Origin of the sequence: Burkholderia lata (assembly GCF_902499025.1) — a bacterium.
GTDB lineage: Bacteria > Pseudomonadota > Gammaproteobacteria > Burkholderiales > Burkholderiaceae > Burkholderia > Burkholderia lata_C.
In genome coordinates this window covers 83,981-108,686 of sequence record NZ_CABVPW010000012.1, presented here as the reverse complement: position 1 = coordinate 108,686, position 24,706 = coordinate 83,981, and the positions used below count along the sequence as shown (strand labels likewise).

General features: G+C 66.3%; 15 protein-coding genes. 3 read left to right on the top strand and 12 right to left on the bottom strand.

The genetic code is table 11. The features are described 5' to 3' along the window. Nucleotides 1–37: 37 nt before the first annotated feature. The 9 genes from BDI24065_RS14305 to BDI24065_RS14265 all read right to left on the bottom strand — a co-directional run bounded on the left by BDI24065_RS14305 (nucleotide 38) and on the right by BDI24065_RS14265 (nucleotide 13,811). Nucleotides 38–1,186: a porin gene (locus BDI24065_RS14305; protein WP_175031822.1), complete on the bottom strand. Its 1,149-nt coding sequence runs from the start codon at nucleotides 1,184–1,186 to the stop codon at nucleotides 38–40. A gap of 192 nt (nucleotides 1,187–1,378) precedes the next feature. Further along, nucleotides 1,379–1,942 carry a cytochrome b gene (locus BDI24065_RS14300; RefSeq protein ID WP_175031821.1) on the bottom strand — a complete coding sequence of 188 codons (564 nt, stop codon included), beginning with the start codon at nucleotides 1,940–1,942 and terminating at the stop codon, nucleotides 1,379–1,381. A gap of 131 nt (nucleotides 1,943–2,073) precedes the next feature. Beyond that, complete coding sequence (locus BDI24065_RS14295; protein ID WP_175031820.1) at nucleotides 2,074–3,438, bottom strand: aspartate aminotransferase family protein; 1,365 nt, start codon at nucleotides 3,436–3,438, stop codon at nucleotides 2,074–2,076. 55 nt (nucleotides 3,439–3,493) lie between these two features. Continuing rightward, nucleotides 3,494–4,939, bottom strand: coding sequence for an aldehyde dehydrogenase family protein (locus BDI24065_RS14290; RefSeq protein WP_175031819.1), 1,446 nt, complete (start codon nucleotides 4,937–4,939; stop codon nucleotides 3,494–3,496). Between the two features lie 278 nt (nucleotides 4,940–5,217). After that, entirely contained in the window at nucleotides 5,218–6,657 is a 1,440-nt protein-coding gene (locus BDI24065_RS14285) for an APC family permease (RefSeq protein ID WP_175031818.1), read from the bottom strand. Between the two features lie 281 nt (nucleotides 6,658–6,938). After that, nucleotides 6,939–7,883, bottom strand: coding sequence for a helix-turn-helix domain-containing protein (locus BDI24065_RS14280; protein WP_175031817.1), 945 nt, complete (start codon nucleotides 7,881–7,883; stop codon nucleotides 6,939–6,941). A 536-nt stretch (nucleotides 7,884–8,419) separates the two neighbouring features. Then, a complete protein-coding gene (locus tag BDI24065_RS14275; RefSeq protein ID WP_175031816.1) occupies nucleotides 8,420–10,378 on the bottom strand; it encodes a phosphatase PAP2 family protein in 1,959 nt (652 codons plus the stop codon). A 186-nt stretch (nucleotides 10,379–10,564) separates the two neighbouring features. Then, nucleotides 10,565–12,151, bottom strand: coding sequence for a methyl-accepting chemotaxis protein (locus BDI24065_RS14270; protein ID WP_175031815.1), 1,587 nt, complete (start codon nucleotides 12,149–12,151; stop codon nucleotides 10,565–10,567). Nucleotides 12,152–12,290: 139 nt separating this feature from the next. Beyond that, complete coding sequence (locus BDI24065_RS14265) at nucleotides 12,291–13,811, bottom strand: sensor domain-containing diguanylate cyclase (RefSeq protein WP_175031814.1); 1,521 nt, start codon at nucleotides 13,809–13,811, stop codon at nucleotides 12,291–12,293. A 348-nt stretch (nucleotides 13,812–14,159) separates the two neighbouring features. Here BDI24065_RS14265 and BDI24065_RS14260 point away from each other — a divergent pair, with 348 nt between their 5' ends. Together BDI24065_RS14260 and BDI24065_RS14255 are read left to right on the top strand one after the other, a co-directional pair. Next, nucleotides 14,160–15,455, top strand: a complete 1,296-nt coding sequence (locus BDI24065_RS14260) for an MFS transporter (protein ID WP_175031813.1) — start codon at nucleotides 14,160–14,162, stop codon at nucleotides 15,453–15,455. A 65-nt stretch (nucleotides 15,456–15,520) separates the two neighbouring features. Further along, a complete protein-coding gene (locus BDI24065_RS14255; RefSeq protein WP_175031812.1) occupies nucleotides 15,521–16,303 on the top strand; it encodes a substrate-binding domain-containing protein in 783 nt (260 codons plus the stop codon). A gap of 24 nt (nucleotides 16,304–16,327) precedes the next feature. Here the strand turns inward: BDI24065_RS14255 and dctA are convergent, their stop codons facing one another. The 3 genes from dctA to BDI24065_RS14240 all read right to left on the bottom strand — a co-directional run bounded on the left by dctA (nucleotide 16,328) and on the right by BDI24065_RS14240 (nucleotide 20,905). After that, complete coding sequence (dctA, locus tag BDI24065_RS14250; RefSeq protein WP_175031811.1) at nucleotides 16,328–17,656, bottom strand: C4-dicarboxylate transporter DctA; 1,329 nt, start codon at nucleotides 17,654–17,656, stop codon at nucleotides 16,328–16,330. 34 nt (nucleotides 17,657–17,690) lie between these two features. Next, entirely contained in the window at nucleotides 17,691–18,614 is a 924-nt protein-coding gene (locus BDI24065_RS14245) for a LysR family transcriptional regulator (protein WP_175031918.1), read from the bottom strand. 275 nt (nucleotides 18,615–18,889) lie between these two features. After that, on the bottom strand, nucleotides 18,890–20,905 hold the full coding sequence (locus BDI24065_RS14240) for a glycoside hydrolase family 3 protein (RefSeq protein ID WP_175031810.1): 2,016 nt from the start codon (nucleotides 20,903–20,905) through the stop codon (nucleotides 18,890–18,892). 314 nt (nucleotides 20,906–21,219) lie between these two features. On the opposite strand from BDI24065_RS14240, the gene BDI24065_RS14235 reads away from it, so the two are divergent. Then, the gene (locus tag BDI24065_RS14235) at nucleotides 21,220–24,672 is read left to right on the top strand and encodes an adenylate/guanylate cyclase domain-containing protein (RefSeq protein WP_175031809.1); all 3,453 of its coding nucleotides are present in this window, start codon (nucleotides 21,220–21,222) and stop codon (nucleotides 24,670–24,672) included. Nucleotides 24,673–24,706 lie beyond the last annotated feature (34 nt).

Here is a 24,706-nt window from a genome sequence, read left to right as displayed (position 1 = left end):
GTACCTGATACGCGAGCCCGTGCATCAACCGCCGGGTTCAGAACCGATGCATCATCCCGATGCGCAAGGCCAACTGATTGCGGCCCGACGACTGTCCGGCGGTGCCGAGCACGTGCGCGTAGTCGAAATCGGTGCCGGTGTGGCCGGTGGCATGCTGGTATGCGCCCTGGATGTACGTCGAGGTCCGCTTGCTGAGGTCGTAGTCGAGCATCATCGACAGCTGGTGCCAGCTCGGCGATCCGTCGCCCGCCGCCGTCGTGACATGGGCATGCGTGTAGGTATACGCCGCGCCGAGCCAGACGTCCGGCCGGAAGAAGTACTGGCCGTTGACCTCGAAGTTGTCGAATTTCCACGCGTGCTGCGAGCCGGCCGCCGGCTGGTTCGCGAAGTAGAGATTCGATTCGGGGTTGGTCACGTCGACGTGCGAATACGCGGCGGACAGCGTCAGCTTGTCGCTGAACTTGTACGACGCCCCGGCATCGATGGTCTGCTGCGAGCGGCCGCTGAAGACCGTATCGTCGCTCGACAACGCACCGGCCGCGGTCGCGCCGCCGTTGTTGGCCCTCAGGTACGCGACGGCGGCGGAAAACGCGCCCATCTGATATTGCACCGCGGCACTGTACACCCGGTTCCGGGCGAAGCCGCCCGCCTGGTTCGAGAGCCCGTAGAGCACTTCGCCCTTGAAGCCGGCGTATGCGGGCGACACGTACTTGACGCTGTTCTGGATGCGGTAGTCCCAGTCGGCATTGTCGTTGTCGTACGGGTGGGCGCCGAAGTCGCCGAGCCAGTTGCCGGTGGCCGTGAACGGGCTCCACATGTCGAGCGTGGGATCGTACTGGCGGCCGAGCGTGAGCGTGCCGAACCGGTCGGAATCGAGCCCGACGTAAGCTTGCCTGCCGAACATCCGCGATGTCACGCCGAGCGCCCCGGTGCTCGCGTTGAAGCCGTTCTCGAGCTGGAAGAGCGCCCTCAGCCCGCCGCCGATGTCTTCCGTGCCTTTCAGCCCCCAGTTGCTGCCGACGGTGTCGCCGCTCACCATCTGGTAAGCCTTGCTGCCGCCCGCGTTGCTCGTGAAATTGACGCCTTCGTCGATCAGGCCATAAAGCGTCACGGTGCTCTGCGCATGGGCAGTCAGGCCGAATCCCATGGCGCCGGCGGTCGAAACGACCGCAATCATCCTCTTCATTGTCGATCTCCTGGTGAGTGCCGCTAGGGCGATGCGATACCGTTCCCGATGGCGTGCCGGTGCCCCGGACGCCCGGGTGGTCCGCTTATAGTTAGTAAAACGAAATGGTTGGGCAGAAAAGGACCGGGCGCCACGATCGGGCGGCCCGGGTGCCGAACGTTGCCGGGATCCCGGCAACGGGTCGGAGCGGCGTTACAGCATGCGACGGAGTACGTCGTTTTCGCGGTTCGAGTCGAAGAACCGGTGTTTCAGCGCGGCGAGGATATGCAGCACGACGAGCACGAGCAGCGTGTAGGCCAGTGTCCGGTGCAGCCACTGGAATGCCTCGAACCAGTGGTCGTTCTTCGGCAGCAGCTCGGGTACGCGGAAGAAAAAGAACGGCACGCCGTCGCTCTGCGTATACGTGCTGGACATCGAATAGCCCATCAGCGGCACGATGATCGCGAGCGCATACAGCAGGGTGTGCGCGATCCTGGCGAGCTTGCGGTCCAGCTTCGGCAGGCTCGACGGCAGCGGCGGCAGCGGCTTCATCGACCGGATCGCCAGTTGCGTCACGACCACCAGCAGCGTGAGCACGCCGAACTCCTTGTGGGTCGGGTAGTACCAGTCGAACTTGGCCGGCAGGTTGTCGTCGAGCCGGACCATCGTCCATCCGGTCCAGAGCTGCGCGCCGATCAGGACCGCCCTGACCCAGTGCAGCAGCCGCAGCACGAGCGGGTATTTCTCGACCGTGAATGCAATGGCCTGGTGTTCCATTTGGCTAGTCTTCCTTGAAAGCGAAATTGCAACCGGCGGGACGCCGGTCGTCGATCTTCGTCGAGCCCGGGCCGGATGGCGATGCGCACGAACCTTCGACGAAAGATCCGTGCGCCCGGCGGTCCGTGCGGTCAGGCGATCGATCGCGAATCCGCGCAGCACTCCTGCAGCGCTTCGCGCAACGTCATCGCGATGAAGTCGGCCTCGCCCTGCTGCAGCGTCAACGGCGGCGACATCACGACCTTGTTGGCGATCGCCCGGACCAGGACCCCGCGCCGGCGCGCGGCATCGGCCACGCGCGCCGCGAACCCCTTGCCCGGATCGAGCGGCGTGCGGCTGGCCTTGTCGGTGACGAGATCGAGCGCCAGCATCAGCCCCTTGCCGCGGACGTCGCCGACGGTCTCGAAGTCGGCCTTCAGCGGCAGCAGTTGCTCGAGCAGCCGCTGGCCGACCCGTGCCGCATTGCCTGGCAGATCCTCGGCTTCGACGATGTCGAGCACCGCGAGCGACGCGGCGCACGCGAGCGGATGCCCGCTGTACGTATAGCCGTGCATGATCACGTGCGAGAAGCCCGCGCCCTGTTCGATCGCCTGCGCGATGCGCCCGTTGTACAGCGTCGCGCCGAGCGGCACGTAGCCGGCGGAAATGCCCTTGGCGACGCACAGGATATCGGCGGCGACACCCCATCCGCGGCTGCCGAGCAGGCTGCCGGTGCGGCCGAAACCGGTGACTACCTCGTCGGCGATCAGCAGGATGCCGTTGCGGTCGCACACGGCGCGCACGCGCGCCCAGTAGTCGGCGGGCGGGACGATCAGGCCGCCCGCGCCCTGTACCGGCTCCGCGACGAATGCGGCGATGGTCTGCGGGCCGTGGTACGCGATCGTTTCCTCGAGCTGCCGGATGCAATGCTCGACGAGTTGCTGCGGATCGTCGCAGTTCCACGGGTTGCGATAGAGCCACGGCGTGTCGAGCAGCACGCAGCCGGGCAGCAGCGGGCCGTGGTTGTAGTGGTAGACGCCGTTGCCGCCGATCGACGTGCCGCCGACGTGCACGCCGTGGTAGCCGTTGCGCAGCGACAGGAATTTCGTGCGCGACGGTTCCCCCGCGGCGACCCAGTACTGGCGTGCCATCTTGAGCGCGGTCTCGATCGCGTCGGAGCCGCCGCTGCCGAACATCACCCGCTGCATGTCCTCCTGCGCGAACATCGCGCACAGGCGGTCGGCGAGGTCGTACACGCGCGGATGGGCGACGCCGTCGAAGGTCTGGTAGTACGACAGCTCGTCCATCTGGCGGGCGATCGCGGCCTTCACTTCCGGCCGGTTGTGGCCGACGTTGACGTTCCAGAGTCCGCCGACGCCGTCGAGCATGCGGTGGCCCTCGACGTCGTACACGTAGTTGCCGTCGCCGCGCTCGATGATCACGGTGGGGGTCGTGTGCCCGGCGGCTGCCGAGCTCATCGGGTGCCAGAATCGCTTTTGTCGCTTTTGGTAGTCCATGGTCTTTCTCTCACGAAGTGCTTGAACACGATGCGGCGCGCTGTGCGCCGCGGGATCACAGGGCTGCGCTGATGATCTTTTCCTCGAGGTACGAGTCGAGCGCGGCCTTCGACAGGTCGCGCCCGATCCCGCTTTGCTTGGTGCCGCCCCACGGCAGGCGCGCATCGATCGGGCTCCATGCGTTGATCGCGACCGCGCCGACGTCGAGCCGCTCGGCGACGCGGTGCGCGGTGCCGACGTCCTGCGTCCAGACCGACGCGGACAGGCCGAACGGCGTGTCGTTGGCGATGCGGACGGCTTCGTCCTCGGTGTCGAACGGCATGACCATGCCGACCGGGCCGAACACTTCGTCGCGCGCGATCCGCATGTCCGGATGCACGCCGCCCAGAATCGTCGGGCGCATGAAGCAGCCGCGCGGCGGCACCTGTTCGTCGCCTGCGAGCATGACCGCTCCTTCGGCGAGCGCCCCTTCGACGTGCGCACGCACGCGTGCGAGGTGGCGCGGGTTGATCAGCGCACCCATCTGCACGCCGGGTTCCGACGGCGGGCCGACGTGGATGGTGCGGGCGGCATCGGCGAGCCGCGCTTCGAGGGCGGGTGCGATCGAGCGGTGTGCGAGCACGCGCGAGCCGGCCGCGCACGTCTGGCCCTGGTTCGCGAACATGCCGGCCATCAGCGACGGGATCGCACGGTCGAGATCGGCGTCCGCGAAGACGATCTGCGCAGCCTTGCCGCCGAGCTCGAGCGTGACGCGCTTGAAGGTCCGGGCCGCTTCGGCGGCGATCGTCCGGCCGACTTCGGTGCTGCCGGTGAAGCTGATCTTGCTCACGAGCGGGTGCGCGACCAGCGCGGCGCCGACTTCCGAGCCGACGCCGTGGACGATGTTGACGACGCCGGCGGGCAGGCCGGCTTCGCAGACGAGTTCGCCGAGACGGGCGAGCGCAAGCGGCGTGTCCTCGGACGGCTTGATGACCACCGGGCAGCCGGCCGCGAGCGCCGGTGCGAGTTTCCACACGGCGATCATCAGCGGCGCGTTCCACGGGATGATCTGCGCGGCGACGCCGACCGGCGCACGCCGGGTGTAGTTGAGTGTCGGGCGGCCCATGAAGCCGTCGGTCGGAATCGTGCGGCCCTCGAGCTTGTCGGCCCAGCCGGCGAAGTAGCGCAGCGTGTCGATGCTCATTGGGATGTCCATCATGCGCATCTCGGCGAGCGGGCGGCCTTGTTCGACGGCCAGGCATTCGGCCAGCGCGTCACGGTCGCGCTCGATCAGGTCGGCGAGCCGGAGCAGCCAGCGCGCCCGGGCCGGTCCGCCCGCGCGTGCCCAGGCGTCGTCATGCAGCGCGCCGTGTGCGGCGCGTACGGCGCGATCGACGTCTTCGGCGGTCGACGCCGGCACGGCGGCGACGTAGTCGCCGGTCGCCGGCGCCAGCTTGTCGAAGGTACGGCCGGCAGATGCGTCGCAATGCCGGCCGCCGATCAGGTTCTGAATTTTCATCATGGTGTCCGTGTTTCACAGGGGCGAGTCGTCGGGCCGCGCCGGTCGTGGCGGTGAGGGCTGTCACGGCACGGCTTCGACGTCGGGTTCACTGTATGTCGATGAAGCGGCGGGCCTTGTCCGCTATCGGCAATCGTTGCCGCGTGACCGCGATAGGGAATACCCGCGCGGGGGCCGTGCCGGCGCGATGCATCGATGCATCGCGTGCCGATCGCGGGACAGCGTCAGGGGTGGGGCGAGACGATGCCGGTGCCGCCAGCGGCACCAGCCGGGGGGAGCGGTTACGGCGTGGCGCGTCCGAGTTCGCGATACAGGTCGGGATCGTTGCGCTTCAATCGCAAGGCGGCGCGGACGCCGAGCGCGCCGACGGCAACCAGGAAATACGGAAACATCGCGACGAAGGTCGAATCCGATCCGCTCAGCACGGACAGGTTGCGCACGACCAGCACGAGGCACGCGCCGAGCGCGATCACGCTGACGAGCGGCGCGATCAGGCGGTGCACGAGGCCGGCGTCCCGGTGGTCGCGCGCGAAGAACGCGATCACCGAGGCCGCCACGAGGATCTGCACCGCGATGATGCCGATCGTGGCCAGCGCGCTCATCCACGAGAACACGACCGCGAACGGATCGAGGCGGAAGGCGGCGGAGCCGACGATGGCCGCGAGCGCGATCACCGTCTGCACTTTCCCGGCGACGTCGGGGCAGCGATGCACGGGGCACGTGTGACCGAGCTTGCGCCACAGCACGCGTTCACGGCCCATCGCGTAGAAATAGCGCGTGATCGTGTTGTGGAACGACAGGATCGCCGCGAAGAGGCTCGTGACGAGCAGCACGTTCATCGCGTCCGTCGCGATGCCGCCGAGCAGCCGGCCGCTGACGGCAAACCAGAGATTGGCCGGATCGTGCGCCGCCTGCGCGGCGATCTGGGGCTCGCCCCATGCCTCGACGATCGCCCACGACGACAGCGCGTAGAACGCCATGATGAGGATCACGGCCAGGTACGTGGCGCGCGGGATCGTGCGTTTCGGGTCGCGGGCTTCCTCGGAGAAGATGGCCGTTGCCTCGAAGCCCATGTACGAGCCGAGCACGAACACGAGCGCGGTGCCGAGCCCCGGTGCGAACACCATCGCGGGGCTGAACGGTTTCGCGCTGAAGCCGCCGGTGCTCGCGCCGTGCGCGACGATCGCGAGATCGAGCAGCATCACGATCGCGATCTCGCCGATCATCAGCATGCCGAGCAGCCGGCCGCTGAACTCGATGCGTCGCGCGCCGCAGAAGTGGACGGCGACGACGCACGCGAGCGCGAACGCCCACCACGGCACGTCGACGCCGTAGTGGCGCTGGATGCTGTCGTTCAGGAAGAAGCCGAACATGCAGTAGATCGCGATCTGCACGGCGTTGTACGCGACGATCGCGACGAACGCGCCGCCCACGCCGGCAGGACGCCCGAGCCCGTTCGCGATGTACGCATAGAAGGCGCCCGCATTCGAGATGTGCCGGCTCATCGCCGCGTAGCCGATGCTGAAGATCAGGTACATGACGCCCGCCAGCACGAATACGCCGGGCACGCCGGGGCCGTTGCCGAGCGAGAACGCCGCGGGGGTCGCGCCGACCATCGCGGTGAGCGGCGCGGCTGCGGCGACGACGAAGAAGACGATGTGTGAAAGTCCGACGGCGTTCTTGCTGAGCCCTGCTTCGGACCGGGGTGACGATTCGTTCATGAGTAGTCCCGCTGACCGGATCGTCCGTCAGGAATCGACACCGGCATGCCTGATCAATATCCCCGTGCCGCGGGCCGATCCTGACGAACCGGCCATGGATGCTGCCGTCCGCCGACGGCACAGGTGTGCGCTTGGACGGCCGCCCGGTGCAGTGCGATGCGGAACAGGCCGACGACAAAATTTACGGTGCCGAAAAAGCGGGCGTTGTCCGCTATCGGCAATCCGCATGCGCCGGGTGGCAGGGGATTACCCGGATGCACGGCCGTGACGCGTCCGCAGGCTCAGCTCAGGCGCGGCGTGTGCGACGGCAGCTCGTGGAAATGTTGCTGGTAGTACGCGGAAAAACGCCCGAAGTGGCAAAAGCCGAATTGCGCGGCCGCGTCGCCGATCCGCATCGTTTCGGGCGTCGTCCTCAGGAAGCGCCGCACGGCGTTCAGCCGGATCGAGCGCAGGTAGGCCGTCGGCGTGGTGCCGACGACGTTCTGGAAGCTGTATTGCAACGTGCGGCGGCTGATTCGAAGGTGATGACAGAGATCGATGACCGTCGGCACGTCGTCGCTTTCCAGTGCGATCTCCTGGCTGCGGCGAACGATATAGCTTTGCGTCGATGCCGACGGCAGCGCGCCGGCATCCGGATCGTCGGACTGCACGAGGTCGAGCAGGATGCCGACGACGCTGTGCGCGAGCACGCGTTCGTCGAAGCCATCGCGGGCCGTGAGCGAACCGCTGTCGAGTGCCTGGCAGAGCACGCGTTCGAGGCCGTCCAGCGCATGGCGGTAGCGCGTGGGCGAGATCGGCAGCACCGGCTGCTTCAGGACCCGAGCGGGCAGGTTCGCGAGTTCGTCCAGTTCGCGATCGGCCGTGAGCGTGCGATCGATCGTGAAGGCGAGCACTTCCGTGTCGCACGGCAGGTGGGCGACGAACTCCTCGCCGCCGCGCAAGGTCAGCAGGCTCGGGCGCTCGACGGTGCGCCCCTGGACCACCGGCGCGACGGTACTGGCGATCGGCAGCGCGAAGCAGAGGCGGTCGCGCGGCGCCAGGCCGTGCTGCATCACGCGCTGGTTGATGCGTTCGCGAAAGACGTGAAAGCGCTGGCCGGCAACCTGGCGCAGCGTGGTCGTGGCCGTGCCCGGACTGATCTGGTCGTAGTGCTGCGACCAGTTCACGATCGCCTGGGAATGGAGGAACACATCCGAGAAGCACAGTGTTTCAGCGTGCAGGTTCATGGTGAGGCTAGTGCATCCCGTCTCGAAATCGATGCCGGCCGAGGCCGGCTCATGCTGCCCGGGCGGGGGCAGAACGACCGCGCGATGCGCGATCCGCCTGGATGGCTTCCGGAAGGTGCGGGTCAACCCGCCCGGTCCCGCCGACGATCATATCCAGAAAAAAACACCGGGTGACGCGGAAGAAAAACCGCGTTGCCGCTCACCGAGCGAGCGCGTCGCGCAGGGCGGTGTGCTTGCAACGAAAATGAAAGAAAGCCCGGAATTCAGGACTATAAAGACGATTGTTTGGGTGTGCACGCGCCTTTTGTTATTAAAATCCCATTATAGGGGATTTGAATTTATGACGAGATGGGGTTTACGCAGGGTGCCGCGCGATGCGGCGAGGACGAAAACGGGCGCAGGCGCCCGTGCGTCGGTCAATCCAGGTCGCCTTTCAAGGCGGGGCACCGCGGCGCCCGCCCGCTTCGCCTGAGCCGGGGCTCACGCCGAGGCCGCCCTCGGGCGGCCTCGCTGCAGGGATCGATGCCCGATGCCGGTTACGCCGCCGACAGCGTGATCGATACGCCCGTCGCCGTATAAACGGGCGTTGCCTTGAACCCGTCGACCGTCACCGTCGCGAACTTCGCGGCTGCCGCCGCGCCGTCGATCAGCGCGATCGTATCGCCGGCCTTCGGCGTGTAGCCGTTCACGAACGTCACGTGCAGCGTGCCGCCCGTGACGGTGAGCGGGCCGCCCACGCGCAGGCGTCCGCCGCCGTTGCCGTCGATGTCGAGTTCGAGCGTCGTGTTGTCGAGTTGCGTATAGCGGGTCGCGATCGTCACCGGTGCACCGGCCGCGATCTTCACGCCGCCGCCCGAGCCGACGTACACGTCGCCTTTGCCGAACGCCGTCGCCGACGCGGCCGCCAGCGTGCCGCCGCTCACCTGCGTGCCGCCCGTGTAGCTGTTGTTGCCCGCCAGCGTCAGCGTGCCGTTGCCTTGCAGCGTCAGCTTGCCGGCGCCCGCGACGTCGTTGCGCCACAGGTCGGCCGCATTGAGCCCGCCCTGCGACGCATCCATCGACACGATCACGTTGCCGTTGAACGCGCCGTAGCCGTCGGCTGCCGCGAACAGGTTCAGGCGCCCCCAGCCTTCCGCATCGTCCATGACCGGATAGCCGGACGGCAGTTCGGTGGTCTTCAGCACGACGCGGCGCTGGTCGGCGCTCAGGTACGGGAAGCGCGTCTGCAGCAGGATCTCGGCACCCTTCGGCACGACCGGCGGCGCATTCGTCGATTCGATCGCACCGAAGCCGAACGTCAGGCGGCGCAGGAACGCGGCCTTGTTCGTCGCGTAGTCGGCGAACCGGTCGGTCGTCGCCGTACCGGAGTGCGCGAATGCGGAGAACGTCGTGGCGGTCGTTCCCGTCTGTTGCTGCAGCGCCTGATGGGCTTGCGTGTAGGCGGCCTGCGCGTCACCGGCGTACGCGGTCAGGTTCGCCGCACTGACGGCCAGCGCGAGCATGCGGCCGCCGATCACGTCGAGCGGCGAGTGCATGCCGGCGAGGATCCGGTTCTCGCCGAGCTCGAGGCCGCGGCTGACCATTTCCTGGAAGCGTTCCGGCACGAGCCACGCCATCGTCGTCGCATCGCGCATCGCTTCCGCCTCGTGGCCGCTGATGAAGCCACCGTCGGTCGCGGGCGTCGTGCTTTCCGCCGGCACGAGCGTCGGCGCGACCACCACGCTCGTGCTCCAGCGGTACGGGCGCGCATATTTGAAGAAGCGCTTCGACGGTTCGGTCGACGCGTTGTTGCCCATTTCGTTGAGCAGGTCGACGACCTTCCCGAAGCTCGCGTTCGTGCTGCTGCCGACGCCGACGTTGTTGCCCGAGTCGTTGTACAGCACCGTCGTCGCGTCGGACGGAATGCTGGTGATGCTGGTCGTCTGCTGGGCGGCGGTGCGCCACGCGGTGGTGAGCGGGCCCATGCCGTCGGTCACGCTGAACCCCTTGCCGCGCCGGTCGTCGTAGTACGCGGCATCGGCCTGCTGCTGCGTGCGCGCGGTCGTTGCGTTGACCACATACTGCACGTTGGCCGACAGCACGGTGTCGTTCAGGATCGTGCCGCACGGTGTGCCGTTGCCGGGCAATCCGGAGCAGGTGGACGGCGAGATGGCCGGAAACGCGCCGTTCGCCGGCGCACTCACGCCCGCGTCGACCAGCATCGTCGACGGCTGCCAGAGATCGAGGAAACGGCTCACCACGCGCACCGCGGCGTTGGTCGACAGCGTCGCATAGCGCGCGTCGCCGCGCTGGTTGGTCGCGATGTTGTCGACGAAAGCGGGCACGCTCGGGAGCGGTGCGCTGTCGACGAAGCCGGGGTCGGCGGGCGGCGCCGGGACGGCTGCCGCGGTGGTGCCGGTCGACGTGACGTCGTCGCCGCCACCGCAGGCAGCCAGCACGATCGCACTCGACAAGGCTGCGACGTGCAGCGGGAAACGGCTTCGTGACGCAAACATGCAAGACTCCATCCTGATGGTCGAAGATGGCGAATTGTGGTGATCGATCGTTACGCGGCCGTTACGGATTTGTTTCGCGCCGAATGCAATGCGCGCGAATTCCCACTATCTGGTTAATTCCGGATGCTGAGCATGTCAGTCACCGGATTTGATGCGTCCAGTGAGGACGCGCGCACGGTGAGAGCGCTATGCGCCGGCCGCGCGTGTGTCGAGCCGGAACAGCGATACCGCGTCGGCCAGCCGGCCTCCCTGTTCTTCGAGCGACTTCGATGCGGCGGCTGCCTGTTCGACGAGGGCCGCGTTCTGCTGGGTGACTTCATCCATTTGCGTAATGGCCAGATTCACCTGTTCGATGCCGCGGCTCTGCTCGTTCGACGCGGCAGCGATCTCGCCCATGATGTCGGTCACGCGCGCGATCGCGTGCGTGACCTGGTTCATCGTCTCGCCCGCGTTGTTCGCGATATGCGAGCCGTCCTGGATTTTCCGGACCGATTGCGAAATCAGCTCGCGAATTTCCTTCGCGGCGCTCGACGAACGCTGCGCGAGACTTCGCACTTCGCTGGCCACCACGGCAAAGCCGCGGCCCTGTTCGCCGGCGCGGGCGGCCTCCACGGCCGCGTTGAGCGCGAGGATGTTGGTCTGGAATGCGATCCCTTCGATGATCGCGGTGATCTCGGCGATCTTGGCGGAGCTGGCGCTGATGTCCGTCATCGTGTCGACCATCAGGCCGACTGCCGTGCTGCCGCGCTGGGCGACCTCCGATGCGTTGTTGGCCAGCCCGCTCGCCTGCTGCGCATTGTCGGCGTTCAGGCGGACGGTAGACGTCAGCTGCTCCATGCTCGACGCGGTCTCCTGCAGCGATGCGGCTTGCTGTTCCGTGCGGGAGGAGAGGTCCTGGTTGCCGGACGCGATTTCGCCGGCGCCGGTCGCGACGTTGCCGGAGGCGGTACGGACTTCCGAGATCAGGCGGGTCAGGTTCGCCTGCATGTCCTGCATGGAAGCCAGTACGCTGCCGACCGGCGCGGCACCGTTCGAGGATTCGGCGCCGAGATCGCCGGCGGCGATACGGCCCGCGATGTCGCTGAGCGCGGCCGGCTCCGTGCCGAGCGAGCGCAGCAGGCCGCGGGTGATGAAGACGCCCGCGATCACGGCCGCCGCTGCCGCCGCGATACACATGACGATCAGCATCAGTCGTCGCGAGGCATAGCGGTCGCCCGACTCCGTCACCAGTTGCGCGCCCCGCGTGCGCGCGTACGTCGCATAGGCGTCGGTGGCGGCGACGAGCTTGGCCAGCAGCGGTCGACACTGTTCGTTGATCATCGTGATGGCCTGATCCCGGCGGTTGTTCGCCGCCGCGTCGACGATGGCGCGCGCGACGGGGCCGTACTGCGCTTCGACCACGCCGATCTGCCGGACCAGTTCGCGGGACTTGTCGGAGGCGCCGCTTCCCTCGCGGACCGCATTCGTCAGTTCGCCGAGCAGCGCGCCGACTTCGCGGTCGGCCTGCAGCGCCGCTTCCTTCTCGATGTCCGCGTCGCGCGGCGCGCTCGCCAGCACCTGGTTGCGGGCGGCGATCGCGCGCCGGTCGACCGCGACGCGAACCTTGTCCGCGAGGGTTGCGCGGGTGTTGGTGCCGTTGACGTAGTTCTCGAATGCCGCGTTCGCATTGCCGAGCGATACGATGCCGAGAATGGAGACGAGCAGAACCATGCCCGTCAGGAGCGCGAAAGCCAGGGTCAGCTTCGTGCGAACCGTTAATCGTTGATCATTCATATGAGAAGTCCTGTTGCCTTGATATCGAGTAGGTTTCCTGATTATCGGAACGGTGCGTGAACAATTTAGGACTGGCGCATGGGGCAATCGTTTGCGGGTCGCCGGCCGCCGAAAAAATGCAGAACCGACCCGTGGCAGGTCAAGCCACGCGAGCGTGTTGCTCGGTTTCCGCGCAACACACGCGATTCCTGCCTTCGCGCTTGGCACGGTAAAGCGCCATGTCCGCCTGATGCGACAGCGCGTGCACGGACGGGGGGCGCGCGCGATGGCCGGTCGCGCAGCCGATGCTGACGGTGAAGGCCGGGACGGTTTCCGCAAACCCGTCGAGCCGGTTGCGTTCGACTTCGCGGCGAATCGCCTCCGCGACCTGCGCGGCACCGCTTTCGTCCGTATCCGGCAGCACCGCGACGAACTCCTCGCCGCCGTAGCGCGCGGCGAGATCGCCGCGCCGCCGCGTGTGCGTGCGGATGCATTCGGCGAGAAAGCGCAGTGCCGTGTCGCCCTCTGCGTGGCCGTGCCGGTCGTTGTACTGCTTGAAGTGGTCGGCATCGATGAACAGGATCGACAGGCTGCCGTTGCTGCCCCGCTGCAGCCGCTCCCATTCGTCGGCCAGCGCGATATCGAGCGCGCGGCGGTTGCACAGGCCCGTCAGCGGATCGGTCCGGGTGAGGTCCATGAGCAGCGTCTGCTTGCGAAGGTTGTCCCGCAGCGCAAACGCAAGCAGCCAGACCACCGCGCAGAACAGCGCGCTGATCACGGTGGCGGAGATGCCGACCGTCCACGACAGGCGCGTAAAGCCGGCCAGCACGTCGCGCTCGGCTGGCGCGACGACGGCGATCAGCGGCGTGCCCCGCACCCGCTGGTACGTATACAGCCGCAGGGTGCCGTCGATGGTCGACCGTGCGGGATAGAAGCCCGAATCGCTGTTCACCATGCGGTCGAAGGCTTTCGAGTGACGCAGGTTGTTCATCTGGTTGTCGTTCAACGACGGATTTCTCGCGAGGATCGTGCCGTCCGCGCGCAGGATCGCGCTGACCCCGTTCGGCCCGACATCGAGGCCGGACAGGAGCTGCTCGAAATAGGCGAGGTCGATGGCGACCACCGCGATGCCGTTGAACGTATGATCCGGCCGGTCGATGCGCCGCGACAGCGCGATGGATTCCTTGCCGCTGCGCGAGCGTGCGCGATAGGCCTCGGACACGTAGAGGCCGACGTTGTCGGCATCGCGATGCACCTTGAAGTAGTCGCGATCGCTGAAATCCCAACGATGCGTGGTGCCGCAGCATCCGTCGATCAACTGGCCGCGCTTGTCGGTCACGCCCATGCCGGTGACAAATTGGGCTGCGGTGCGCTCGAACAGCAGGTCGTGCCGCAGCCCGGCATCCATGCGCCGCACCGCGGGCTTGCCGAGATCCGTCGCGAGTGCGACCAGCGCGTTGTTCGACGTTTCGACGGTGCGCGCGATCTGGCTCACCAGCACGGCGGCGACGTTGCGCGACGTCTCATGTGCGTGCTCGATCACTTCGTTGCGCCCGGCCCACAGTGTCGCCGCGCTGATTCCTAGCGCGGCAAGCGACATCAGCGTGCCCAACGCCCCGACGACAAGATGGTTGCGTCCGGCCCAGTCGGCAATTTTCTCGATCGAGGTGAATGCGGGCATGCTCGTGCTCGTATGGGGGGGGGCGGCGGCAATGGCTCCGGCGCGGGTCAAATCCCGGTTAACGGCACGGTTAACAAAAAATCGAGGCCGGCATGGCCGCCAGTCGACGCGCGCGATCGCGCAACGGGAGCGCAAACGTGTGCGACCGGGTACGGGGGACGGGGCACGGCGGTTCGGGGCGGAACGATGTACTGCGACACGCGCCGCTGATGCGCGGATTGATAACCAATCGACATCAATCCTTCCAAAAATCGCACTTATCGTCTGCCCGGTATCGAGTGAACATGCCGGAAAACGACAATCGACCCGCCCCTCCCGCCTATTTCTGGATCTTCAGGAGACACCCCGATGCACCCCTCGTCCAGCCTTCCGAACGAACGTTCGAAGGCCGCTGCGGTTTTCCGCGTCACCGCCGGGAATTTTCTCGAGCAGTTCGACTTCTTCCTGTTCGGCTTCTATGCCACGCAGATCGCCAACGTCTTCTTTCCCGCACAAAGCGAGTTCGCATCGCTGATGATGACCTTCGCCGTGTTCGGCGCCGGCTTCCTGATGCGGCCGCTGGGCGCCATCGTGCTGGGCGCGTACATCGACGACGTCGGCCGCCGCAAGGGCCTGATCGTCACGCTGTCCATCATGGCGAGCGGCACCATCCTGATTGCGTTCGTGCCGGGCTACGCGACGATCGGCCTGCTGGCACCCGCACTCGTGTTGCTCGGCCGGCTGCTGCAGGGCTTCTCCGCCGGGGCCGAACTGGGCGGCGTATCGGTCTATCTCGCCGAGCTGGCCACGCCCGGCCGCAAGGGTTTCTTCACGAGCTGGCAGTCCGCGAGCCAGCAGGTCGCGATCGTCGTCGCAGCAGGCCTCGGCTTTGCGCTCAATCAATGGCTGAGCGCATCGGCCATCGCCGCATGGGGATGGCGCGTGCCGTTCTTCGTCGGCTGCATGATCGTGCCGTTCATCTTCATGCTGCGCCGTAACCTGGAAGAAACCCATGAGTTCAAGGCGCGCAAGCACCGTCCGGGCATGAAGGAAGTGTTCGGTACGCTGGTGCAGAACTGGGGCGTCGTGGTTGCCGGCATGATGCTGGTCGCGATGACCACCACGAGCTTCTATCTGATCACCGTCTACGCGCCGACCTTCGGCAAGACGGTGCTGCATCTGAGCACCGCCGACAGCCTGCTCGTGACGCTGTGCGTCGGCGTGTCGAACTTCGTGTGGCTGCCGATCGGCGGTGCGCTGTCCGACAGGATCGGCCGCCGGCCGCTGCTGGTCGGCATGACGGTGCTCACCGTCGTGACCGCGTACCCGGCGCTGTCGGTGCTCGCTCACGCGCCGTCGTTCGTCAACATGCTGCTCGTCCTCCTGTGGCTCTCGTTCATGTACGGGATCTACAACGGTGCGATGGTCGTGGCGCTCACGGAAGTGATGCCGGTGCAGGTGCGCGTCGCGGGCTTCTCGCTCGCGTACAGCCTCGCGACGGCCGTGTTCGGCGGCTTCACGCCCGCCATCTCGACCGCGCTCATTCACATGACGGGCGACAAGGCCGCACCGGGCTACTGGATGAGCTTTGCCGCCGTGTGCGCGCTGCTTGCGACGTTCGCGCTCTATCGTCGCGGTGCCGCGACGCTGACGCCGGCGCATTGAAGCGGCATCCATCCGGAATGCTCCGTTACTCGAACGAACCAATACGAATCCGCACGACCACGACCATGAGAAATCTGCTCCTGAAGTTTTGCGCGACTGCGCTCGTTGCCACCACGGCAGTGGCTGCCAACGTGCAGGCCGCCGAACTGCACGTGATGAGCTCGGGGGGCTTCACCGCCGCCTACAAGCTGCTCGGCCCCCGGTTTGCGTCCACGACGGGCAATACGCTCGATACCGCGCTCGGCCCGTCGATGGGCAAGTCGCCGGAAGCGATTCCGAACCGGCTCGCGCGCGGCGAGCCCGCCGACGCCGTCATCATGGTCGGCTATGCGCTGGACGACCTGATCAAGCAAGGCAAGGTGATCCCCGGATCGCGGGTCGAGCTGGCCGACTCGCGCATCGGTGTGGTCGTGCGCGACGGCTCGGCGAAACCCGACGTCGGGTCCGCCGAAGGCCTCAAGCAGGCGCTGCTGCACGCGAAGTCGATCGCCTACTCGGACAGCGCGAGCGGCGTGTATATCGAACGCGAGCTGTTCAGGAAGCTCGGCATCGAGGAGCAGGTGAAGTCGAAGGCAAAGATGATCCCGCGGATCCCGGTGGCATCGGTCGTCGCGAACGGCGACTACGAAATCGGCTTCCAGCAGGTGAGCGAGTTGCTGCCGGTCAAGGGGGCGACCTTCGTCGGCAAGATCCCCGAATCGCTGCAGTCGGTCACGCGCTTCGCGGCCGGCATCCCCGTTGGCGCACAGCATCCGAAGGAAGCGAAGGCGCTGCTCGACTATCTTGCGTCGCCCGATGTGCAGGCGGACGTGAAATCGACCGGACTGGATTCCGTCCCCGCTCATTGAGCCGGATCGACGGGAAGGGTTGCGTCAGGCAGCCTTCCCGTCACTGTCGGCATGGGCCGCGGTACCGACCGTATCGGCCCCGTTCGCGGAGTCCGGCCCCACTGAGGCGAGCGTCTGCACAAGACGCGTACGATCGCATGCGCCTTCCCACGACGACACGAAGATCACCGCACAGGCATTGCTGATCACGCTCGTCAGTGCGCGTGCCTCGGACATGAAGCGATCGATGCCGACCAGCAGTGCCACGCCGGCGACGGGCAGGTCGGGCATGACGACGAGCGTGGCGACCAGCGCCACCAGCCCGCTACCGGAAACACCGGCCGCGCCCTTCGACGTGAGCAGCATGATGGCGAGCATCACGGCGATCTGCGACGCGGAAAGGGGGACATCGCACGCCTGCGCGATGAACAACGCGGCGAGCGTCAGGTAGATCGCGGTGCCGTCCAGGTTGAAGGAATAGCCCGCCGGCAGCACGAGCCCCACGACGCCCTTGTCGCAACCGAGCGACTCCAGCTTGACGATCAGGCGTGGCAGGACGGGCTCCGACGAGGATGTCGCAAGGACGATGAGCAACTCCTCGCGCAGGTAGCGCAAGAGTCGCCACAGCGTAAAGCCGTGCAGCCGCGCGAGCGGTGCGAGCACCAGCGCGACGAACAGCGTGCAGGCCACGTAGAAGGACAACATCAGCTTCGCCAGCGAGCCGATCGAGCCGATTCCGAAGCGGCCCACCGTGAAGGCCATCGCGCCGAATGCGCCGATCGGCGCGAGTCGCATGATCATCGCGAGCACGCGAAAGACGACCTGGGCGACACCGTCGATCAGTGCAAGAACGGGCCGGCCGGCCCGCGGGTGTGCGTTCAGCGAGAAGCCGAACAGCAGCGACAGCAGCAGCACCGGCAACACCTCGCCTTTCTCGAACGCGCCGAGCATCGTATCGGGGATCACGCTCAGCCCGAACGCCACGAGCCCGTGCGGTTGCGCATCCTTCACGTACGGCGCGAGGATGCGCGAATCGAGATGGTGGACGTCGATGTGCATGCCGGCACCCGGTCGCAGCACGAACGCGGTGACGAGCCCGATGGCGAGCGCGACGGTGGTCAGCAGATAGAACAGCACGAGAGCCCGCACGATCGTGCGACCGATTGCCTGCCCGTTCGCCAGTGACGTGATGCCCGAGACGATCGTGCAGAAGACGATCGGCGCGATGGTCATCCGTACCAGGCCGACGAATGCGTCGCTGAGGGGCTTGAGCATCGCGCCTGCTTCCGGCCATACGTGACCGACGGTCACGCCGAGCATCATCGCGAGCAGGACCTGCACATAAAGCGATCCAAGCAGCCTGGCCAACCTCACTGTACGGTCTTCCTTCGTGTCTCTTCTGTCGTTGTCACGCCGATGCACCGCTGCTTGCGATACCGGCACGCTTCGCTTCGATGATCATCTGGTGAAACGCTTCGGCGGCCGGGGTGAGCGGTCGTCCACGTCGTTTCACGATGCCCACGCGTCGTTTGACGATCGGCTCGACGAGCGGCACGCTCGTGAGGATCGGGTGGTCGTGCCCGGGCATCGCCATCGACGGCACCGCGGCGACGCCGAGCCCCGCTTCGATCAAGCCGAGCAGGGTCGTCACGTGGCGCGCTTCGCACACGCTCGGCCCACGCGGTGCCACGGCGGCAAGCGCCTGGTCGAGCAACAGGCGGTTACCGGAAGTCTTGTCCACCGACACGTAATCGTGCTCGTAAAGTTCGTTCCAGGTCACGCGCTTCTTGCGCGCGAGCGGATGGTCGCGGCGGCAGGCCGCAACGAACCGCTCCTGGAGCAGCACCTTGAAATCGATGTCGGCCTCCTGGCTGCCCATGAAGCTCACGCCGAAATCGGCCTCGCCGCTGATGACGGCGCCCAGCACCTCGTTTGCGCCCGCATCCAGCAGCTTGACCCGGATGCGTGGAAAGCGGTGATGATAGCGCGCGATGATGGTGGGCAGAAAGTAGTAAGCGACCGACGGAACGCACGCAATGGTCACATGGCCCAGGCGGCTCGACGACACGTCGCGAATGCCGAGCAGGGCGGCGTCGAGATCGTCGAGCAGTTGTTCGGCGCTCTGCGCGAACACGCGACCGACGGTGGTGAGGGTGACGCTACGCGTCGTGCGCTCGAAGAGCCGCACGCCGAGCGCTTCTTCGAGCTTGTCGATCCGACGACTCAACGCGGGCTGCGAAATGCTGACCGTTTCCGCGGCCTTTCGGAAACTTCCCGTTTCCACGACCGCGCGAAACGCCTGCAAGTCGTTCAAATCGAAGTTGATCCCCACGGGCAAGTCTCCGCATCTCAGATGCGGCGTATTTTGCATGATTCTGCCGCGACGATGCGGCCGTGATGAAGCAGGACCGTGCAACGCCCGATTCATGCGACGAACCGCGGAACGTCGGCGGCAGAACGAAGCCGTTCGGGTTGAACGTTACTCGCGCGCGATCGGCGCACGGCAATGGCGTCTTCGCGGACACGTTGCGTACGAACCGCGTGCGTGCGCCAGTCGTCGAGGTGGTCGACGCCGGCCGCCATCAGCGGGCCGGCATCGCCAACGCATCAATACGTCAAACCGAATCCGAACGGATACAACGGATGCGCGGTATCGTGCGGCATGTCTTCCCGCTGTGCCGCGACTTCCGCCATCGACGACGGCAGCTCGAACGGCAGCTTTCCTTGCGGCTGGCCTTTCCCGGTCAGCACGTCGAACAGCGCGGCATCGGTCACGCCGAAATTGGCGAGGATCGCGGTGGCCTTGTCCTGCACGTTGGTCAGGATCGCGGGGCGATCCATGTACACCGAGACGATCGACTTCGGTGCCAGCGCGGCCTGCTTGATTGCCTCGTAGTCCGCACTGCCGTCGACGAACGCGAGGCTGCCTTCATGCTGCATCGAGCCGAACATGTAGTTCGGGTGCAGCGTCTGATAGGGCGTGCTCACGCGGAGAATCGCAACGTCCGCGGCTTGCGGCGTATCGACGACCTGATAGCCGTATTGCCGTGCGACGGCGGGATCGATGCCGTACAGCCAGACTTTCTTGACGGATGCCGTCATCGGCAGCAGCTTGCCGTTGTTCTGCAGCAGCACCATCGAGCGGCGCTGCGCATCGAGTGCCTGCGCCTGGAAGTCGGCGTTTCCGACGATCTTGCCGGCCGCGCTTGCATCGACATACGGATGATCGAACAAGCCTTGCTGGAATTTCTGCAGCAGGACGCGATAGGCCGATTCCGACAAGCGGTCTTCCGACAGTTGCCCGCGGTTGACGGCGTCGATGAGGTCGCTCGGATCGTCGTCACCACCGAACTGGTCGATGCCGGCATTGACGGCCCGCACGAAACGCTGCACGCGGGTGGCGCCTTCCATCCCCCAGGGCATGCCGAGTCCGACGAACGACGGGGATCCCGACGACACGCCGTTGATGCAGTTCGTGTCACAGTCGTCGGCGATCAGCCAGTCGGACACGATCACGCCCTTGAAGCCGTATTTGCCTCGCAGCAGGTCGGTCAGCAACGGCTTGTCGTAAGCACCGCCGACGGGCTCCAGCGTGATGCCGTCGACCGTCACCGTCATGTCCGGTTCGGAGTAGGTCGGCATGACCGAGCCGACGTTGGCGGCAAAGGCGCCTTCGAACGGCTTCAGGTGATAGGCAAAGTTGTTGCCCGGATAGGTCGCATAGCGGCCGTAGTAGTTGTGGCTGTCGAACCCGAGTTTCTGCGCGCCATATCCGGCCCAGTGCTTGACGACGGCGATGACGCTATTGGCCTGGATGCCGTTGCTGCCGCCCTGGAAGCCTTCGATATAGGCCTGGACCTGCGTGCGCGCGAGATCGGCGTCTTCGCCGAAGGTGCCGTTGATGCGTGGCCAGCGCGGCTCGGTCGCCAGGTCGGCTTGCGGTGAAAGCGCTTCGGTAATGCCGACCGCGCGATATTCCTGGCGCGCGATGTCGCCGAATTTTCGCGTGAGGGCCGCGTCGCCGATTGCGGCGAAGCCGAGCGTTTCGGGCCACTGCGAGAAACCGCTGCTGCCTGCGCTCGCGCCGAGCGTGTACTGGAAATGGTTGCGCGGGTCGGAACTGATCGACACCGGGATGCCGAGCCGGGATTGCTCCGCCAGCGTCTGAATCTGGTTGTATTGGTCGGCCATGGTGTGCGCATCGGCACTCATGCGCGTGATGTAGGTGTTGACGCCCCGCTGATTGATGAGCGTCTTGAGCGCCGCCAGATCGTAGGCGGAGCCGGTGCCTGAACCGGTCGTGTCGTTCAGCACCGGTGCGGTGCCGTGCATCATCAGGCCTGCTTTCTCGGCCAGCGTGAGGCGGCCGACGAGGTCGCGCGCGCGCACGTCGGCACTGAGTCGCCAGTCTTCGTAGGGTTCGAGCTGGCCGCTCTTGTCCATGTCCTTGAACTTCAGGCCGTCCCGGGTGATCAGGTTCAAGGTCGTATAGCCGAAGTCCTGTTGCGTGACCGGCGTGGAAGACGAGTCGACGCCGCCGCAGGCATACAGCCCGAGGGCGAGCGCGGTGCCGGCTGCGGCCCATGCCGAACGGCGAATGGCTGGTCTCGTGAAGCGTTGCATGCTTGTCTCCTGAATCGGTTGTTTTAGGCGTGGCCGTGACGCATTACAAATAGCCGCTGGCCACTTTACCGATCTGTTTCAGGAGACGTTTTGCCGTCGGGTGCAGTTTTTGTCCCGGTGGAGCACGATGTGTCAGGCGATGCGCAGGGGCGGGTTTTCAGCGTGATTTGCCGGCATGGACAGGTCAGGCAGGACATCCGGGCTCGCCGTCCACGCGACGCCCGCCGGCACGCGTCATCGCATGGTCAGCCTGAATACCGGCAGCGAGAAGCGCATAATGTTTCGATGTCGACCCTTGGCTGGAAGAGGGTTTTATGCGCTGCGCACTATGCGGTTCCGAGAATCCTCCCGGTGCGAGGTTCTGCCAGGAATGCCAGGCCGTGCTGTCGCGCACGTGTCCGCAATGCGGGCACGACGTAGCGCCGGCGGCCCGCTTTTGCAGCAACTGCGGGACGCCGCTGGCCGCGCCCACGGCCGTGTCGCCGCCGTCCCGGCCATCGGGCCGGGAGCCGCCGCCTCCCCCCGTTCATTACACGCCCGATCACCTTGCCGAGCGGATCCGCGCCGAACACGCGGCCATGGAAGCGCGCGGCGAACCCGCCGGCGAGCGCAAGACCGTGACCGCACTGTTCGCAGACATGGCCGGGTCGACCGCGTTGATCCACGATCTCGATCCCGAAGTGGCGCATCGCCTGATCGTGCCGGTGGTCGAGCTGATGATGGAAGCGGTCCATTACTACGAAGGGTACGTAGCCAAATCGCTCGGCGACGGCATCCTCGCGCTGTTCGGCGCGCCGATTGCCCACGAAGACCATGCCCAGCGCGCGCTCTTCGCGGCATTGCGCATGCAGCAGGCGATGCGGCAGCACGGCGATCGCATTCGTCTGCAGGAAGGCATCCCTCTGCAGATTCGCGTCGGTGTTCACACCGGCGAGGTCGTCGTGCGTTCGATCCGCACCGACGACCTGCACACCGATTACGATCCGCTCGGGCATACGATCCACATCGCGTCGCGGATCGAGGGCATCGCGGCACCGACGTCGATTCTCGTCAGCGAGTCCACCCACAAGCTGGCCGAAGGCTATTTCGAGTTCAAGGCGCTGGGAGCGACGCAGCTCAAGGGCATCCCCGCGCCGTTGTGCGTGTACGAGGTGCTCGGCCTGGGGGCACTGCGCACGCGCCTGCAGCTGGCCGCGCATCGCGGTCTCGCGCGCTTCGTCGGCCGCGAATCGGAAATGGATCACCTGAACCGGGCGCTGGAGACCGTGAAGGCCGGACAGGGGCGCGTGGTCGGCGTGGTGGGGGAGGCCGGCGTCGGAAAGTCTCGCCTGTTCCACGAGTTCAAGGAGCGTTCGCGGCGTGGCGCGCTGGTGCTGGAGACGTTTTCGGTATCGCACGGCAAGGCGTATTCCAACTTGCCGCTCATCGAACTCCTGAAGAATTATTTCCAGATCACGACCCAGGACGACGAGCGGCGCTGCCGGGAAAAGGTCATCGGCAAGGCGCTCACGCTCGAGCGCAGTTTCGAGGACCTCGTGCCGTACGTCCTCTATCTGCTCGGCATCGGCGAAGGCGGGCCGGTACTCGTCGAGATGGATCCGCAGATCCGGCGCGAGCGTACCTTCGACGCGATCAGGCAGCTTCTCGCACGAGAGAGCCGGAATCAGCCGGTCCATTTGCTGTTCGAGGATCTGCAATGGCTGGACCGTGAAACGGAAGCCTTCCTCACCTACCTGATCGACCACGTGCCGGACGCACGGATCCTGCTGCTGGTGAACTACCGGCCCGAGTATCAGCCCGCATGGGCGTGCTCGGCGCAGGGGAGCACACTCCGGCTCGAACCGCTCGGCCCCGCCGATGCGCAAGGGCTGCTCGCGGCACTGCTCGGCGAAGATCGCACGCTCGTGCCGCTGAAGCAGCTCATCCTGGACAAGACGGAGGGCAATCCGTTCTTCATGGAGGAAGTGGTCCAGACGCTCGTCGAGGAGCAGTCGCTGCTCGGTGAAGCCGGGCGCTATCGCATCGTGGAGACGCCGGCGGCGCTGCATATTCCGACCACCGTGCAGGGCGTGCTCGCCGCGCGTATCGACCGCCTTCCGATTGACGAAAAGGAACTGCTGCAGGCACTCGCGGTGATCGGCCACGAGTTTCCGTTCAGCCTGATCCGGCGCATTTGCGGCGAGGCGGCGCGGGACGACGAACTGCGGCGCCTGCTCGCGCATCTGGAGGCGGCGGAGTTCATCTACGAGTGCCCCGCGTTTCCGGAAGTCAATTACTCGTTCAAGCACGCGCTGACCCAGGAGGTGGCAGGGCGCTCGCTGCTCACGGAGCGGCGTACCGCGCTGCACGAGCGCACCGCGCAGGCGATCGAGGTGCTGTTCCCGACCCGCATCGCCGATTACTGCAGCGAACTTGCGCACCACTACAGTCAGAGCGGCAACCTTCCCAAGGCTGTCGAATACCTGCATCGAGCGGCTCAGCAGGCGTTGCGCCATGCCGCCCATCACGATGCAATGCATCACCTCGACGCGGCGCTGGCGTTGTTGAAGGGCTTGCCGGACACGCCGGCGCGGGCACGTTGGGAGCTGACACTGCTGCTTGCGCTCGGGCCGGTCCTGATGGATGTGCGCGGGTATGGCGCCACGGAGGTGGGCTCGATCTATACGCGCGCGCTCGAGTTGTGCGAGCGCACCGGCGACGCATCGCAGCGCTTCGCGACGCTGCTGGGATTGCGGATGCATCACGTGGTGCGCGGCGAGTATGCGCTCGCCATCGAACTGGGCATGCAGATGCTCGGTACGGCCCGGGATGCGAACGATTCAGGCTTCCTCATCGAGGCCCATAGCGCGCTGGGTTCGTGCCTTTTTCTGCAGGGCGATTTCGATGCGGCTCGCACCCAGATGGAACGGGCGCTGGCGCTCTACGATCCCGAGCAGCATCAGGCGCACGTCTTTGCACACGGGGTGGATCCCGGCATCCGCGCACTCAGCTTCCTCGTGCTGATTCTGTGGATCCAGGGGTATCCCGACCAGGCGCTCGCGCGCAGCGTCGAAGCGCTTGCGCTCGCACGGACCTGTTCTTATGGACCCTCTCTGGCGTTCAGCCTGACTTACACCGCGCATTTGCATCAACTGCGACGGGAGCCGGTGCTGGCCGCCGAGCGCGCGGAAGCGGTCATAGCCGTATCGACCGAGCACGGATTGCCGTACTGGCTCGCGTGGGGGACGCTTCTGCGAGGGTGGGCGATGAGCGCGCAAGGCAACCTCCAGGACGGCATTGCGCAGATGCGGCTGGGCCTCGACGCGCAGCGGGCAGCCGGGGGCGAGGACCAGCGTCCTTTTTCCCTCGCGTTGCTCGCCGACAGTTACTGGCGCGCGGGTGACAGGAAGGCCGCACTGGGCATGCTGGAAGAGGCCATGGCGATCGTCGAGCAATCCGGCGAGCATTGCTACGAGGCCGAACTGTTCCGTCTCACGGGTATCTATCTGGCTGGCGGGGACGGCACGCGAGGCACGGCACCCGAATGCGCCGATGAAGCCGTCGACTGCTTTCACCGGGCGATCGCGCGAGCGCGCCGGCAGGGCGCCAGGGCGCTGGAACTGCGGGCAGCGTCGGATCTCGCCCGGCTGTTGCAACGGCAGGGGAAGACCGAGGAGGCCGCGCAAGTGCTGCGCGACGTCTACACCTGGTTCACGGAAGGCTTCGATACACGCGACCTGCAAGAGGCAAAAGCGCTGCTGGACGCATTGGGCGCGCACGCAGGATGACCGGACCTGCGGCGTACGACGACGCATCGTGTGA